General features: G+C 67.9%; 11 protein-coding genes. 4 read left to right on the forward strand and 7 right to left on the reverse strand.

Annotated elements, in window-relative coordinates:
* Nucleotide 1 precedes the first annotated feature (1 nt).
* From BMY07_RS28735 to ychF, 4 genes are all read right to left on the reverse strand, one after another.
* Nucleotides 2–829, reverse strand: coding sequence for an ATP-grasp domain-containing protein (locus tag BMY07_RS28735; protein ID WP_092785547.1), 828 nt, complete (start codon nucleotides 827–829; stop codon nucleotides 2–4).
* 268 nt (nucleotides 830–1,097) lie between these two features.
* Entirely contained in the window at nucleotides 1,098–2,048 is a 951-nt protein-coding gene (locus BMY07_RS28740) for a BsuBI/PstI family type II restriction endonuclease (protein ID WP_092785549.1), read from the reverse strand.
* Nucleotides 2,045–3,556 carry an Eco57I restriction-modification methylase domain-containing protein gene (locus tag BMY07_RS28745; protein WP_092785611.1) on the reverse strand — a complete coding sequence of 504 codons (1,512 nt, stop codon included), beginning with the start codon at nucleotides 3,554–3,556 and terminating at the stop codon, nucleotides 2,045–2,047. The genes BMY07_RS28740 and BMY07_RS28745 overlap by 4 nt, the downstream gene beginning before the upstream one ends.
* Before the next feature lie 57 nt (nucleotides 3,557–3,613).
* Nucleotides 3,614–4,687, reverse strand: a complete 1,074-nt coding sequence (gene ychF, locus BMY07_RS28750) for a redox-regulated ATPase YchF (RefSeq protein ID WP_092785551.1) — start codon at nucleotides 4,685–4,687, stop codon at nucleotides 3,614–3,616.
* 340 nt (nucleotides 4,688–5,027) lie between these two features.
* Here ychF and BMY07_RS28755 point away from each other — a divergent pair, with 340 nt between their 5' ends.
* A complete protein-coding gene (locus BMY07_RS28755; protein WP_092785553.1) occupies nucleotides 5,028–8,249 on the forward strand; it encodes a S8 family serine peptidase in 3,222 nt (1,073 codons plus the stop codon).
* 134 nt (nucleotides 8,250–8,383) lie between these two features.
* Nucleotides 8,384–9,847, forward strand: coding sequence for an AlkA N-terminal domain-containing protein (locus tag BMY07_RS28760; protein WP_092785555.1), 1,464 nt, complete (start codon nucleotides 8,384–8,386; stop codon nucleotides 9,845–9,847).
* Nucleotides 9,848–9,888: 41 nt separating this feature from the next.
* Here BMY07_RS28760 and BMY07_RS28765 read toward each other — a convergent pair whose 3' ends face one another.
* Together BMY07_RS28765 and BMY07_RS28770 are read right to left on the reverse strand one after the other, a co-directional pair.
* Nucleotides 9,889–12,852, reverse strand: coding sequence for an AAA family ATPase (locus BMY07_RS28765; protein WP_092785557.1), 2,964 nt, complete (start codon nucleotides 12,850–12,852; stop codon nucleotides 9,889–9,891).
* Nucleotides 12,849–13,991, reverse strand: coding sequence for a metallophosphoesterase family protein (locus BMY07_RS28770; protein ID WP_092785559.1), 1,143 nt, complete (start codon nucleotides 13,989–13,991; stop codon nucleotides 12,849–12,851). Before BMY07_RS28770 ends, BMY07_RS28765 begins: the two co-directional genes overlap by 4 nt.
* 123 nt (nucleotides 13,992–14,114) lie before the next feature.
* On the opposite strand from BMY07_RS28770, the gene rmuC reads away from it, so the two are divergent.
* Both rmuC and BMY07_RS28780 read left to right on the forward strand, forming a co-directional pair.
* Nucleotides 14,115–15,050, forward strand: a complete 936-nt coding sequence (rmuC, locus tag BMY07_RS28775) for a DNA recombination protein RmuC (RefSeq protein WP_092785561.1) — start codon at nucleotides 14,115–14,117, stop codon at nucleotides 15,048–15,050.
* Nucleotides 15,051–15,131: 81 nt separating this feature from the next.
* Nucleotides 15,132–15,749 (forward strand): DUF6542 domain-containing protein, encoded by a 618-nt coding sequence (locus BMY07_RS28780; protein WP_092785563.1) that lies wholly within the window; start codon nucleotides 15,132–15,134, stop codon nucleotides 15,747–15,749.
* A 117-nt stretch (nucleotides 15,750–15,866) separates the two neighbouring features.
* Here the strand turns inward: BMY07_RS28780 and BMY07_RS28785 are convergent.
* Nucleotides 15,867–16,155 (reverse strand): IS30 family transposase (locus tag BMY07_RS28785; RefSeq protein ID WP_143073518.1); only part of this gene is annotated, 289 nt, incomplete at its 5' end.

Raw genomic sequence — 16,155 nt, forward strand, 5'->3', positions numbered from 1 at the left:
ATCAGGCTTCCGTCAACCCCTGGTTGACGCTGGCCGCGACCGCCTTCGCGTAGACCTCGCCCGCCAGCGCCGAGTACTCCCGGCTGTGCCTGCTGAAGCGCTCCAGCGAGACCCCGCTGTTGACCTCCATGACCAGGTGCTCGCCGTCGACCACCACCACGTCGACGGTGGCGAAGCGCAGCCCGAGCGCGACCATGGCGTCCGCGCCGACCTGGGTGAGACTGTCCAGAGTGGACTGATCGGTGCACACCTCCGGCGTGGCGCCCAGGTGCAGGTTGTGCCGCCACTCGGTCGGGTCGGACCGGACCTTGCGGAACGCGAGCACCATCGCGCCGTCGAGGAACACGGTGCGGTACTCGTCGGTGATCCGCAGGAACGACGACCAGGCGATGGCCCGGTAGCGGGTGGAGAGCTCGTCGATGGTGGAGTGCAGTTCGTCGACCGTGCTCGCCAGCCGAACCCCGCGCCCCCCGGACTCGGTGTTGGGCTTCACCACGACGGGCAGCTCCCGCTCCCACCGAATCGACGGCGACCCGCTCCACCCCGGCCGGACCAACTGGTGGTCCACGCAGCCGACCTTCGCCGCCCGCAGCAGCACCGTGGTCGCGACCTTGTCATCGGCGGCCTTGGCCGAGGCCACATTGTTCAACGGGAACGAATACCCGATGATCAACCCCCGGCTCGCCCCCAGGGTCACTTCCCCGATCCAGTGCCCGCTGTGCCAGGTGACCCGACCACCCAACTCGGCCACCGCCCGCTCCACGTGCCGGACGAAATGCCGATCAGTGATCCCGGCCGACCCCGCGACCCCGTCGAGAAAATCCTTCACGCACGCACCCCGTGTCCATTACGCCCCTCACCGGAGATCTTACCGCCCGCCCGACGCCCCAAACACGCGGTAGGCCACAGCAGGCGGAGCGTCATCGACCCGGATGAATGCTCAAATCTCGCACCACAGCGTTGTCGGACGAACCTAGATCACACGTGCCAGATCTCAAGATCATCCTATTGCCCAAGCCCGACAGGGGCGGCGGCCAGACGATCGGCTACCGCGCCGATTGGCCAGCGCCACGGCGCTGACGGGAGCGCCTACTTCGTCACCCGTATGGCCCGAGAAATCGTTCACCATTGAAGTGGATCAGATGAGTCGGGTTGTCGGCACACCAAGCCTCGGTTTCCCAGGCGATCTGATTCAGGTATTTCCTCATCGCCTGACGATCCGGAAAACAAGATACATAGACCAATCCAGCGGAGGACTGCCCGAACAATGTTGCGAGCTCACGATGCCGCTTGGCATCTACCGGACCATGCGAGTCGGCCGCCTCCATGAGAACCAGCCAGTTCTTGGCAGTAAAGTAAACCACCAGATCCGGCATCTTGCCGTGTTGGTCGACTACGACGCCTAACTCGACGAGACTCTTCTCGTCAAAGAAGGCCCATTTCGCGTCAGCATCACCGACATACAGCACCTGACCGCCCGGCGTGAAGCGCTCGCAGAACTCGTCGATCATCTTCTTGATCAGCCTGTTCTGGCCGCCGGGACTCAAGGTAATCGGACGACCGTCTGGCAACGCGACCGGAATACGTTCCAGCGAGCGCGCCGCAGCATATCGACTGATCAAACCCGGCTGTTCGCGGAGATACTGCGCGACCAGTCCGTAGAACTGCCCGGTGCCGTAGGCTTGCAGTACCTCCAACACTCGCGGAGGTATCGCGTAGCACCACTTGGGCGAGTTGATGGCACGGTCAGGCTGGTCAGGATTTTGCTCTACCAATGCCACTTCAGCGAACTGGTGCAGGGTCAAGCGGCGTATTGTCTCGCGAGTGTTGGGCTTGTAGTCAACGCCGTACTGGTCACGGATCCAGTCCATGATGGCTCGAGTCCCCAGCAGCGGAGCGGTGGCGCTGGACCACGAGTCGCCCGGCTTCAACTGGAGGAGGGCCAGCAAGATCCTGGCCGAACGCTCATTACTGCGTTCTTTGTCGAAACCGAGCGATTCCAAGACGATGCGCGCATGTTCAACCTGGTCGTACGCAAGATCGTTCATGCCGCAACCTCGGGAAGCACGATCTTCTCGACCCACTTGTCCAACTCGTCTTGCGCATCCAACCGCGTCTGCCCACGACTGCCGAGTTCGTGCAGAACGTCCAGCGGGGGATAGCGCAGAGCACGCAGGTCGGTTGCATTGACCTGCGTGTGCCCTGAGAAGGTGCGGAAGTATCGATCCACAACGCTGCTGTTGAGCCAGATGCTCAATCCGATGGCGACCGCTCGACCAAGACCGCGGCCGGCATCATGGATCACATTGAGGTGATTCTCGAAGGCCACATCAATGTCACCGTTATAGACGGGATCCCACACGGCAGCCACGATGCGGCGTCGCTCCTCCTTCGCGGAGAATCTTTTGATCACCACGTAGTAGCCGCTAGGCATGAGCAATTTGCGGTCCTGATCGTTCAAGATCGCGTATCCCTGAGCTTTCTTGGTCACCTGCGGCCACTCGATCACGCCGCCGCGCAAGTTGACCGGATAGATCAAGGGAAGGTTTCCTTCATCGGGAACCGCTCGGAGGTTGCCTTTCGAGCGAAAATCGACGACCCGGCCAGTAGACACCTTCAGACCCAGGTCAAGCAGCCCGCAGGACATCGCCGACATGATGCGCGCGTCAGACTGGTCATCCCGACCGGCGGTGATCCACAAGAACTGGTGCGGATCGTCCGGGCGAACCACCTCGTCATAGTTTACGACGTGCTCGGACGCCTCGTCCGTATGCCCGCGACTGACGGTGAACCGGACCGAGTCGGCTTGTCCATTCTTGGTCCCGGAGAACATGATGTTTTCTTGCAGAACACCAGTATCGGAGAACACTGTCGAACGAGACTCGAATGTGTGAACTCGATCCAAGGTCAACGTCGCCAGCAAGAACTTGCGAAACTGCTCGAAGTACGGGCCATTCGCAAACGATCTCGGAGTGATCGCCACCAGTTGGCCTAGATGACTCAGGTGCCTCAGCCCGATGACGACGAAGGCCGCGTACAGATTGGGGCAGTCGACTCCGGAGAGTGAAAGCGCTCTCCGGTACGACGATGTGGCGGACATCTTCGCGTACGGCGGATTCATGATCACGAGGTCGTACGAGCCGAGGAGATCCTGCGCGAACATTCCCGCCACCGAGTCGAGCAGGTCTTCACGACGGATGTCGACCGATACCTCGGTACCTCGTTCAGCGGCATACTTCTGACACAGGCCCGCGGTCTCCTCCAAGGCAGGCAGCAGGCTTTCGTCCACTTCGACCGCCGTCACGTGCAGCGGCCGACCGGGCTGTTCGTTGATCACCCGATTGATGACCGCCGCCATCAGCATTCCCGAACCCGCGCCCGGATCGAGAACTCGGATGACGCTGTCTCCGTGCGGAAGACGGGGCATGGCCGCCACCAGTTCAGCCGCCAGATGCGGGGTGAAGAACTGTCCGAGTCGATCTTGCTCGCCGCGGTCAAGCCCGGACAGCGCCTGAACTCGGACCCGCTCGGCTTCTTCTAGCACTCCACCGCCCATGTGCACGGAGTCTATGACGGAACCATGGCAGTCACTGCGTCCGGTAACCACGCGGCTCTATACGTTGAACCTGAACTCGACCACGTCGCCGTCGGACATCACGTAGTCCTTGCCTTCGATTCGGACCTTGCCCGCGGACTTGGCGGCGGACATGGAGCCCGCGTCGACCAGGTCGGTGAAGGAGACGACCTCGGCCTTGATGAAGCCGCGTTCGAAGTCGGTGTGGATGACGCCGGCGGCCTGGGGGGCGGTGGCGCCCTGGGGGATGGTCCAGGCCCTGGCTTCCTTGGGGCCCGCGGTGAGGTAGGTCTGCAGGCCGAGGGTGTGGAAGCCCGCGCGGGCGAGGGCGTTGAGGCCGGGCTCGGTCTGGCCGACCGACTCCAGGAGTTCGCGGCGGGACTCGTCGTCCAGTTCCAGCAGTTCGGACTCCACCTTGGCGTCGAGGAACACCGCGTCGGCGGGGAGGACCATCTTCGCGAGTTCGGCGACGCGCTCGTCGTTGGTGAGCACCGCCTCGTCGGCGTTGAAGACGTAGAGGAAGGGCTTGGTGGTCAGCAGCGACAGCTCGCGCAGCAGCGAGGTGTCCACACCGGCCGTGAACAGGGTGCGGCCGCTGTCGAGGATGTCCCTGGCGGCCTGGGCGGCCTCGAGCAGGGGGCGGGCCTCCTTGCGGGTGCGCGCCTCCTTCTCCAACCGGGGCAGCGCCTTCTCCAGGGTCTGCATGTCGGCGAGGATGAGCTCGGTGTTGATCGTCTCGATGTCGGCGAGCGGGTCGACCGCGCCGTCGACGTGGACGACGTCCGGGTCGTCGAACACCCGGATGACCTGGCAGATCGCGTTGGCCTCGCGGATGTTGGCGAGGAACTTGTTGCCCAGCCCCGCGCCTTCCGACGCGCCCTTCACGATGCCCGCGATGTCCACGAACGACACCACGGCCGGGACGATCTTCTCGCTGGAGAACACCTCGGCCAGCCGGTCGAGCCGGGGGTCGGGCAGGGCGACGATGCCGACGTTGGGCTCGATGGTGGCGAACGGGTAGTTCGCGGCGAGCACGTCGTTGTTCGTCAGGGCGTTGAACAGGGTGGACTTGCCGACGTTGGGCAGGCCGACGATCCCGAGGGTCAAACTCACGGTGCCTGAGTCTACGGACCGCCCCGGAGGATGCCCGACCGCCCGGTCGTGTGCGAAATAGTTACCAACACCGTTCCCAGTTTTGGTGACTAAACGATGTATGTACTAGGCCCTTCATCCGCAGCAAACCCCCCGTTCGCGTGGTAACAAGCGGGCAGTCCGCGACGATGCGAGCACACTGCGTGCCAAATCGTCCAGTCCCACTCGACTGGATTAGCCCAAATGGACGCTAGTCACCGGGACGGTCGCGAAGAACACTCCGTGAGCGCCCCCGCGCTCGTCCGCCGACCGGAGGTCCAGGGGCGCGCCCAGCTCACCCGCTGAGGAAGAAGGAAGTGGGATGATTCAACCCCCCAGGCGACGGCGTGGCCGGATCGCTCTCGGCATGGCGTTCACCACCGCGGTGGCGGGCGCCGTGCTGACGACGATCCCGACCGCCAACGCGGCGCCCGTCCAGGTCCCCACCGAGGACGGCCCCGGTATCGGCAAGCACGACCAAGAACTGCTGACCAAGGCCCAGCAGGCCGGTGAGAAGACCGTCAAGGTCCTCATCGCGACGAAGGACGGCGACGCCGCCCGGCACGTCGACGAGCTCACCAAGGCAGGCGCCAAGGTCGAGTACCGCGAGGACGAGATCGGCTACGTTCGGGCCGAGGTCGCGGTGGACAAGGTCGTCAAGCTCGCCAAGCTGCCCGGCGTGCAGGCGCTCGACCTGGACGAGAACATCGCGCTGGACGACCCCCGGCCCAACGGCCAGGTCGACCCGACCCCCCAGCCCGCCCCCGGCTCCAGCACGCCGCGGGTCAACCCGTACATGCCGATCGGCGACACCAACGCGGCGCAGTTCGTCAACGAGCACCCCACCTGGGACGGCCGCGGCACCACCGTCGCCATCGTCGACAGCGGCATCGACCTGGACCACCCGTCGCTGAACAAGACCAGCACCGGTGAGCGCAAGATCAGCGACTGGGTCACCTACACCGACCCGACCTTCACCGACGGCGTCAACAACGACGACGACCCGACGTGGATCCAGATGTCCACGCCGACCACCGGCCCGGAGAACGGCCTGCCCGGCGAGTCGGGCGCGCTGCGCTACGGCGTGTTCAACGAGCGCGACGCCCGCCTGGGCGGCGAGCTGGGCAACGACGTCAACCGCGACGGCAACCCCGCGGGCAGCAGCGGCCTGTTCGGCGTGCTGTGGAACCCGGCGACCGGCACCGTCTGGGTCGACACCAACCAGAACAAGAACTTCGGTGACGACCAGGCGCTGACCGACTACAAGGTCAAGTACGACATCGGCTACTTCGGCAAGGACAACCCGGCCACCCCGGTCAAGGAGTCCCTGCCCTACGTCGTACAGACCGACGTGGCCAACAACGTGGTCAACATCGGCATCGTCTCCGGCGCGCACGGCTCGCACGTCGCGGGCATCGTCGCCGGTAACCGCCTCTTCGGCGGCACCGTGAACGGCGCGGCCCCCGGCGCCAAGCTCGTCTCGGTCCGGGTCTGCCTGTTCATCACCGGCTGCACCAACCACGCGCTGCTCGAGGGCATGATCTACTCCGCCCGCGACGCCGGTGCCGACGTGATCAACATGTCGATCGGCGGCCTGCCGCCGCTCAACGACGCCAACAACGCGCGCGCCGAGCTCTACGACCGGCTCATCGACACCTACAACGTGCAGATGTTCATCTCCGCCGGTAACTCCGGCGCGGGCCTGAACACCGTTGGCGACCCGTCGGTGGCCACCAAGGTCCTCTCCGTGGGCTCCTACATCACCAAGGAGACCTGGAAGAGCAACTACGGCTCGGACCTGGGTCGCGCGGAGAGCCTGCACGGCTTCTCCTCCCGCGGTCCGCGCGAGGACGGCGGCTTCAAGCCCGACATCATCGCGCCCGGTTCGGCGATCTCCACCGTGCCGACCTGGCAGGCGGGCCAGCCGGTCCCCGGCACCTACACCCTGCCGCCCGGCTACGCGCAGTTCAACGGCACCTCGATGGCCTCGCCGCAGGCAGCCGGTGCCGCCGCGCTGCTGGTGAGCGCCGCGAAGGCCAAGAACGTCTCGCACACCGCCGCGCAGATCCGCACCGCGTTCCGCTCGACGGCGCGCTTCGTCGACGGCCTCGGCGCCTACGAGCAGGGCAACGGCCTGATCGACACCAAGAAGGCCTGGGCGCTGCTCAAGGACAACCCCAAGATCACCGACATCTCGGCGACCGTCCCGGTCAACACCGTGCTGTCCCCGCTGCTCAAGACCCCGGGCGTCGGCACGGGCATCTACGACCGCGAGGGCGTCAAGGCCGGTGACCGCTACACCCGGACCTACACCTTCAAGCGCACCACCGGTTCGGACTACCCGGTGACCTACCAGGCCAAGTGGGTCGGCAACGACGGCACCTTCAGCTCGCTGCCGGTCATCACGCTGCCGAAGAACAGCGCGGTCAAGTACACCGTGACGATCAACCCGCGCTCGGCGGGCATCCACTCGGCGATCCTGAACCTCGACAGCCCGCTCACCTCGGGCATCGAGGCGCAGACGCTGAACACCGTCGTCGCGGCCGAGGACTTCACCTCGGCCAACGGCTTCTCGGTGCGCAAGGGCGGCCAGCTGGGTCGCAACGAGGTCGCGAAGTTCTACTACCGCGTCCCCGCCAACACCCCGGCGTTCAAGGTCGACCTGCAGGGCGGCGGCACCGGTGCCGGTGCGGGCCAGCTGCGCTTCCTGCGCTTCCACCCGTACGGCTACAGCATCGAGGCCAACGCCTCGACCAACTGCTACAACCCGCCCGTCGCGGGCTGTGACGCCGGTAGCCCCACCAGCCGGACGATCACCAACCCGCAGGCCGGTGTCTGGGAGGTCGTGGTCGAGGCCCGGCGCACCTCCGACACCGCCTTCGCGCCGTTCACGCTGACCACCTCGGTCCTCGGCGCGTCCGTCACCCCGAACCCCGACACCATCGCCTCGGCGACCAAGGGCACCCCGGTGGCGCGCAGCTACACGCTGAAGAACCTGTTCGGTTCGTTCACCGGCAAGGCGAACGGCACCGCGCTGGGCAGCGCCAAGCTGGGTCAGCAGAGCATCGCCGAGGGCGAGAACAAGCAGTTCGCCGTCGTCGTCCCGGCTGGCTCGACCTCGCTGCGGGCGAAGATCGGCAAGACCTCCGACGTGGCGGCCGACCTCGACCTCGCGGTCTACAACTGCTCCTCGGGCAGCTGCGTGCTGGCCGGTCAGCAGGCCGACGGCGACTCGGAGGAAGAGGTGACCATCGCCAACCCGGCGGCGGGCACCTGGATCGTCCTGGTGCAGGGTTACGCGGTGCCCGCGGGTACCACGACCTACGACTACCTGGACGTGTTCGCGAACCCGGCGTTCGGCTCGGTGGCCATCACCGACGCCAACGCGGTCCGCGCGGCGGGCGCCCAGTGGACGGTCTCCGGCTCGGTCACCGCCAACCAGGCCCCGGCCGCCGGTCGTGTGCTCCTGGGCAACGTCGAGGTCCGCAACGACACCAACGTGCTCATCGGCACCGGTGACGTGGTGGTCCAGGCGGTGTCATAACCGCACCTGAATCCCAGCGGTAAGACGAGTGGGACCCGCCGTTCGCGGCGGGTCCCACTTGTTTTGTGGGCCGTACGGATGCACATGTCTCTTTCTTGCCAGCTCTTGTGCTTGCACGCCGGCAGCATGGTCGGGTGTTGATCGACCCGGAGCTGGGATACCGCGCGGTCGTCTCCCGCGACGCGCGCTTCGACGGTCAGTTCTTCCTCGCCGTGCGGCCGACCGGGCTCTACTGCCGACCATCGTGCCCGACCATCGCGCCGCGGCGCCGCAACGCGGAGTTCTTCGCGACCGCGGCCGCCGCGCAGCAGGCCGGGTACCGGTCATGCAGGCGCTGCCTGCCCGACATCATCCCCGGGTCCCCCGAGTGGGACACCCGGGGTGACCTGGCCGGACGCGCGATGCGGCTGATCGTCGACGGTGTGGTGGAACGGGAGGGCGTGCCGGGTCTGGCGCGTCGGGTCGGGTACTCCGAGCGGCACCTGACCAGGGTGCTGACCGCGGAACTCGGCGCTGGACCGCTGGCGCTGGCCAGGGCGCACCGCGCGCACACCGCGCGGCTGCTGATCGAGACCACCACGATGTCGGTGTCGGACGTGGCCATCGCGTCCGGTTTCGCCAGCGTGCGCCAGTTCAACGACACCATCCGGTCGGTGTTCGCGACCACGCCCTCGGAGCTGCGGGTCGCCGCGCAACGCGCCGGCCGGGGCAGACAGCCCGCCGGAGCGGGCCGGGTCCGGCTGCGGCTACCGGTGCGCACGCCGTTCGACGCGGCGGGAATCCTGGCTTTCCTGTCCGCCAGGGCCATCCCGGGCGTGGAGTCCGCGCGGCCGGGCAGATACGCGAGAACCCTTCGCCTGCCACATGGTTCGGCTACCGCGCACTTGCGTCCGGCAGGCACGCACGTCGAATGCACGCTGCGTTTGGCGGATCTGCGCGACTTGAGCACAGCGGTGTCCCGTTTGCGCCGACTGTTCGACCTGGACGCTGACCCTGCCGCCGTGGATGGCGTGCTGGTGTTGGACCCGGCTCTAGCGGCATCTGTCGCCGTGACGCCTGGGATTCGCGTACCGGGCAGCGTAGACGGCACGGAGACGGTCGTACGGGCGCTCTTAGGTCAACAGGTGAGCGTCGCAGCCGCCCGGACCGCCGCGCGCCGGTTGACCGAGGCCGTGGGCGAGCAACTCCTCGTGCCAGAGGGGGAATTGACGACCCTGTTCCCGTCAGCGGCCGCCGTCGCCGAGCGCGCCTCGGAGATCCTGACCGGCCCCGCGCGTCGCGTCGAGACGATTCGGACCATTTGCGCCGCCATCGCCTCCGGGGACATCGAGCTCCACGTTGGCGTTGACGGCGAGGCATTACGCAGCCGGCTCCAGTCCTACCCGGGCATCGGTCCGTGGACGGCCAGCTACGTCGTCATGCGCCTCTTGGGCGACCCGGACGTCTTACTCCCCCAGGACCTGTCGCTGCGCAACGGCGCTCGCGCGTTGGGTCTTCCTTCCAGCATCGAGGCACTGACCGAGCACGGCCGCCACTGGCGCCCTTGGCGCTCTTACGCCGCCATGCACCTCCTGCGGGCCGCAGGGCCCGCCCTCTAGCCACATTCCTTGAGCCACTGACGTTTCGCGCTCGACCGCTCTCAGACGGAGAGCTCCAGGGTCGAGCCGGTCCGGCCCTTCCGCACCCGCAGCCGGGTGGGGACGCGTTGCCGCAGTTCGTCCACATGGGACACGATGCCGACCACCCTGCCGCCGTCGCGCAGTTCGTCCAGGATGCCCATGACCTCGTCCAACGTGCCCGCGTCCAGGGTGCCGAAGCCCTCGTCGACGAACAGGGTGTCCAGTAGCGCTCCGCCGCCGCTCTCCGCGGCGACGACGTCCGCCAGGCCCAGCGCCAGCGCCAGCGACGCCAGGAACGACTCGCCGCCGGACAGGGTCTTGGCGGGTCGGGTCACGCCTGAGTAGTCGTCCAGCACGTCCAGGCCGAGGCCGCCGCGGGTTCCCCGGGCACCTGCCTGGTCGGAGTGCTCGAACGAGTAGCGGCCCTGGGTCATCTTGCGGAGTCGTTGGCTGGCGGCGACGGCGACCTCTTCAAGCCGGGCCGCCAGGACGTAAGACCGCAGGGACATCTTGGTGCTGTTCTGGCCGCGACCGTTGACCACGTCGGTCAGTGCGTCCAGTTCGGCGAACTCGGCTTCAAGAGGCTCGAGTTCGGCCCACGCCTTGCGCAGCGTCGTGCCTAGCGCGGCGAGTTGGTCCAATCGCGATGAGGTCGACTGCTTCTCGGCGTAGGCGTTCTCGGCTTCCCTTCGCGCTACCGTCGCCGTCTCCATCAGCGGGGCCAGGTCGATGTCCAGATCTGCTTCGATGCCGAAGAGATCCGGGTCGGCCAAGGTGGCGCGGTGTTGTTGTTCGGCCTCGGTGGCGTCAACGATCCGCTGGCGGAGTTTGTCGATGATCGGATCAGTGCGGGCCGCAGCTAGGGCCTCGGCGAGGTCTTGGAACCCGGCGGTCGAGACCTGGTCGGAAAGGGCGTCGCGCTGTTCGCGGACTCGGTCATGGGCCGTTAGGGCTACCGCGTGGGATTCGATTAGGGCGTCAATGGCGGCCACGGTCGTCAAGACGTGCTGGCGTCGCTCGGCCACCGAGGCGTGACCGGCGCGCGCCTCGTCCACTATGGACTGTCGGCGGTCGATGGCGGACTTCAGCTCGGCGGCCTCGGACGCGACCTTCCCGGCCTCGACGTCCAGCTTCGCGTGCTCGCCGCGCAGCGCCTCGTGGTCGCGCTCCACGTTCCGCAGCGCGCGCTCCAGGGAGGGGTGGCGGGAGGCCAGGTCGTTAGCGGCAACGAACGCCTTGTCAGCTTCGGCGTAAGCGGCTGCGAGATCTTGGCCTTCCCACGGCGTCAACTGCTGCAAGAGGGTGTCGACGGCTGCGCGGGCCCGGGTGAGCCCGATGCCTGCCTGTTCACGAACCCGCATCGCCTGTACCTCAGCCGCTTGCGCCTTCTGCTCGTCGGCGGCGGTAGCGGCACCGGTGGGCGTTGACGCTGGGTGCGGGTGTTCGTGACCACCGCAGACAGGGCAAGGGGCGTCATCGGTCAGTCCGGCGGCCAGTTCGGCGGCCATGCCGTCCAGGCGGAGTTGGCGTAGGCGCTGGACCTCGTCGCGCGCGGCTTGGTGCGCGTCAATCGCGGCGCGGGCGGCGTCCTCTGCTCCTACGACCGCCTTCCGCGCGGGGGGCAACGCTTTCTGGTTGCCCAGGGCGGCGTTGACCTCGGTCCGGCGCGCGCGGAGTCCGACCAGCTCGGCTCGCGCGGTCGTGGCGGCGGTAAGAGCGTCGCGTGCCTTCACGAGTTGGTCGGGGTAGGTCTTGAGCCGGTGCTCGATCCGCGTCACGTCGGCCCGGATGGCCTCTTCGCGTTCCACGAGCACCCCGAGCCGCCGCTTGTCAGCGCGCTGGTGCTCGGCCTCCTCGACCAGCTTCGCCAGTCCACCGGCTTCTTCCCGGAGCTTGCCCACCGCCTCGCGCAACGTCGGCAGGGCGGCGTCCGCGTCGGCGAAACCCCGCTCGGCCACCAGCACGGCCTGGGCCTCGACCCTGGCGTCGGCGTCGTCGGCGCGGCGCTCCAGGGTCATCAGCTGCGCGGCGGCCGCGACCACCGGGACGGCCCGCTCGGCGGCCGCGAGCTCCTCGCGCCAGGCGACCCGCTCGACGGACTGGTGGGCCAGCTCGGCGAGACCGTTGACGGCCCGGTGGACGCGCTTCACGCGGCCCTGGAGGTCCCGACCGTCCAGCAACGCCTCGTCGGCCCGGTCGCGGCGCTTCGCGGTCGCAGCGGCGGCGTCAGCGGCCTTTCCGGCGGTCTGCTCGGCGTCGGCGAGGATCGCCTCGAGCCAGGGCAGGTCCGGCTGTTCGGGCGTGTCGATGCCCGCTGCCTGGGTGAACCTGGCCAGCAGCAGGTTCGACCCCGACCGGCGCTCGTCGCGTTCGCGGCCCAGGTCCCGGCGCTGGTCGCGGAACCACTGCTCGACCCGCTCGAAGTGCTCGGTGCCGAACAGCTTCTCCAGCAGCTTCTCCCGCTCCTCGGTCGACGACCGGAGGAACTTCGCGAACTCGCCCTGGGGCAGCAGGACGACCTGGAAGAACTGCTCCTTCGTCATGCCGAGCAGCCGCTCGACGACGCGCGCGACCTCGTCGATGCGGGCGACGCCCTCCGGCCGGTGACCGGACGGCGGAGCGCTCACCCACGTCAGCGACGCCTTGGCCTGCTGTTTGGTGGTCCCGTCCCCGCGCCGCTTGGGGCGCTCGTACTCAGGACTACGCGTGATCCGCAGCCGGTGGTGCTGGACGGTGAGCTCTAGCGTCACCTCGGTGTGTGTGTCCGGGTCTGCATAGTCGCAACGCAAACGCTTGGCTTCCGCGCGCGCACCGGGCACAGCGCCGAAGAGGGCGAAGGCGACCGCGTCGAGCAGGGTCGTCTTACCCGCGCCCGTGTCACCGTGCAGGAGGAACAGGCCCTCTGCGCCCAGAGCATCGAAATCGACCTTCTCGGTCCCCACGAACGGCCCGAACCCGGTCAACTCCAGGTGATGCAGCCTCACTCGCGCTCCTTACCTGCGACGGCAGCAAGAGCCTCCCGGAGTAGCGCGCGCTCGCTGTCGTTCGGCGGGCTATTGCGGGTGTCCTCCACGAAGCAACACGCGACTTCCTCGTCTGTGCGCCCCTTGACGGTCTCGGTGTACCGGCGGACGCGCGGCTTGCCGCCCTCCGGGAGCCAGTCGAGGTGCAGCGCGTAGGGGAAGCGTTCGCGCAACCTGCGCATGGCGTCGAGGGGCCGGACCTGGTCGGTCAGCTCAACGGTCAGGAACTTCTCGACCTCGACGTCGAGCGTGGGGTCGGTCAGCAGGTCTTGGATCTGCCCCCGCAGGCGACCGAGAGCGCGCGGTACGGGCAACTCGCGCCGTTCGACTCCGACGAGGCCGTTGGCATCGAGCTCGACCAGCCAGACCGACTTGCGGTGGTTCGCCTCGGAGAACGAGTACGCCATGGGGCTGCCGGAGTAGCGCAGGTGCTCGGCCAGGGTCTGCGGGCCGTGGAGGTGCCCGAGGGCCGCGTAGTCGATCCCGTCGAACAGAGAGCCCGGCACGTGCGGGACGCCACCGACGGCGATGGTGCGCTCGGAGTCGCTGGCCTCACCGCCGATCACGAAGGCGTGCGCGAGAACAACGGACCTAGTCCCGCGCACTGCCAAGTCGGCCTTGATCCGGCGCATAGCCTCACCGAGCACGGCGGCGTGACCGCGCAGTTCGGTATCTCCTAGGGCGTGCCGAGCCAACTCTGGTTCGAGATAGGGGATGCCGTAGAAGGCAACAGGGCCGTGCGCGTCGTCTATGAGCACCGGCTCATGCAGGTCCGCGATCGCGGTGCGCAGGTGCAGGCCCCCGGCTTTCGCGAAGGCGGCGAAGGCACCCAGGCGGGGAGCGGAGTCGTGGTTGCCGGGGGTGATGATGATCCGCGCACCGGCCGCCGCGATCGCGTGCAGCACGCGCGCGCAGGTGTCGACCGCCTCGGCTGAGGGCACTGCTCGGTCGTAGAGGTCACCGGAGACCACTACGACGTCGACCCGCTCGGTGTCGACCAGGTCGGCCAGGCCACCGAGCACCGCTTCCTGCTCGGCGAGCAGGTCGCGACCGTGGAACGTGCGCCCCACGTGCCAGTCGGAGGTGTGCAGGACCCGCATGACGGGCCACGGTATGCCGATCTTGCCCCCGATCGGGGGAGGCTCGCCGGTCGAACGCCCGTTCGAGCCTGGTTCTGTCGGGGCAATACGGTAGAGATCACTGTTGTCGAAGGAGGTGTTGACGTGACCGCCGTGCTCGGCACGATCGTCGCCGTGCTCGCCCTGCTCCTGGTCGGCGCGGGTGGCCTGTTCTGGCGGCTCTACACCGACGCGCTGCGCCGGGCCGACGCCGCGCGCGCCGAGGTCGTCGCCGAACGGCGCCGCTCGGACGGGCACCAGTCCGCGCTGCGCCGCTACGAGGTCGCGTTCGCGTCCATCAGCGGGCGGGGTGAACTGGGCGAACAGGTGCTGGTGGAGACGGCACGCGCGCTGGGGTTACGCGAGGGCCTGCACTTCACGCTCCAGACCGACGTCGCGGGCGGCGGCGCGGCCAGGCCCGACCTGCTGCTCGTGGTCGGCGACGACCGCCGCGTCCCGGTCGACGCCAAGATGAGCATGGCCACCTGGGCCGAGGCGGTGGAGACCGACGACGCCGAGGAGCGGCTCGACGCGCTGCGCGTGCACGTCCGCAACATCCGCTCCCGCGCGGCCGAACTGGCGGGCAAGGGCTACCAGCGCTGGGCGGACGCGATCTACGGCACGGTCATGTTCGTCCCGTCCGACGCCGCCGTGGTGTCCGCGCTCGACACCGACCCCACGCTGCTGCGCTGGCTGCTCGACCGCCGGGTCTTCCTGTGCGGGCCGACCGGGTTCGCGGTGCTGGCCTCCGCCGCCCTGTTCGCCGCCACCGAGCGCACCCTCGCCGCCGACGTCGACGCCGTCCGCGCGGGCGCGGGCGCCGCCCACCGCAACGCCACGGCCGCGGTCGAGGCGGTCAACCTGTCCAGCACCCACCTGCAGCGCTTCCTTTCGGCCCGGCGGCGCGAACTCGACGCGCTGGAGCAGTTCCGCTCCACGGTGACACCGCTCAGCGAGGCCTCCGGATCCCCGACCCCGGTGCCTGAACTGCGGCGGGTCGAGGAACTCCTGGCAGGCGGTGACGAGGAACTGACCGGCTGAACCGGCCATACCGGACAGCACCGACTGCCGGTTACGGCCATGTCACGGCGCGTCGCCGCCGAGACGGACTAATGTGCCCGTGTGACCGCGACCCGCGATCGCCGCAGCGATCTCGACGACTCCCCCACCGCGCCCGCGTGGGACGAACGCCCCATCCTGGGCCGCTCGCGCGGGCTCCCCTGGTGGGGCGCGGTCCTGCTCGCCTTCGGCCTCACCGCGGTCGCCGCCGTGGTCGACATGCAGCTGCAGGGCACCCTCGGCAAGATCTTCCAGGCCACCTACATCATCAGCTGCGTGGCCGCGATCAGCCTGGTCCGCCGCGCGAACCTGTTCGGCCCCATGGTCCAACCCCCGCTGGTCTTCGCCCTGGTCGCCATCACCGCCAACATAGCCATGGCCCCCGACGACGGCGGCAAGACCAAACTGCTGCTGACCATCGGCATCCCCCTCACCAGCAACTTCCCCACCATGGCCATCACCACGGGCATCACGCTGGCGTTGGGCATCCTGCGCCTGTTCACCCAGCGCGACCCCAGTCGTGTTGCTGGGGGGAAGCCTGCTCGGGAACGGCCCGTTGCCGCTGCTGCTGCCGCCAAGCCCAAGCCTGCTGCTCGGGAACGGCCTGTTGAGCGGTCGGGTGGTCGGTCGGGGGACCGCAAGCCTCCTCGGAAGCCTCGGGATCGCGAAGATCGCGGATAGGGGCTTACTGGTCTCGGCTTCGCCGTCGACGGAAAGACCTCGCCTTCGGCATTGGCCCGGGCGCGAGTTTCGAGCTTTGCTCGATGGGGCGAACTTGTTTTGTGCGGGGCCTTGACCTCAACCGGTGATCGCGCCGCCGTGGTTGACCAGCAGTTCGTTCATCTTTTCGATGGGTTTGTACCAGTCGAGGGTCTGGCGGGGGCGGCCGTTGAGTTCGTGGGCCACGTCGTCGAGGTGGGCCTGGGAGTGGACCGAGAGGTCGGTTCCCTTGGGGAAGTACTGGCGGAGTAGCCGGTTGGTGTTCTCGTTCGTCCCGCGTTGCCACGGCGAGTGAGGATCGCAGAAATACACGGGCATTCCAGTGGCCGTGGTGAAGGTGGCGTGGTCTGCCATCTCGCTGCCTTGG

The sequence above is a fragment of the Actinokineospora terrae genome, assembly GCF_900111175.1.
GTDB classification, from domain to species: Bacteria; Actinomycetota; Actinomycetes; order Mycobacteriales; family Pseudonocardiaceae; genus Actinokineospora; species Actinokineospora terrae.

What these genes read in the sequence shown, in the direction of transcription:
- BMY07_RS28740 (WP_092785549.1), bottom strand. Translation starts at nt 2,048, where the DNA reads ATGAACGATCTTGCGTACGACCAGGTTGAACATGCGCGCATCGTCTTG.
- BMY07_RS28745 (WP_092785611.1), bottom strand. Translation starts at nt 3,556, where the DNA reads ATGGGCGGTGGAGTGCTAGAAGAAGCCGAGCGGGTCCGAGTTCAGGCG.
- BMY07_RS28755 (WP_092785553.1), top strand. Translation starts at nt 5,028, where the DNA reads ATGATTCAACCCCCCAGGCGACGGCGTGGCCGGATCGCTCTCGGCATG.
- BMY07_RS28770 (WP_092785559.1), bottom strand. Translation starts at nt 13,991, where the DNA reads ATGCGGGTCCTGCACACCTCCGACTGGCACGTGGGGCGCACGTTCCAC.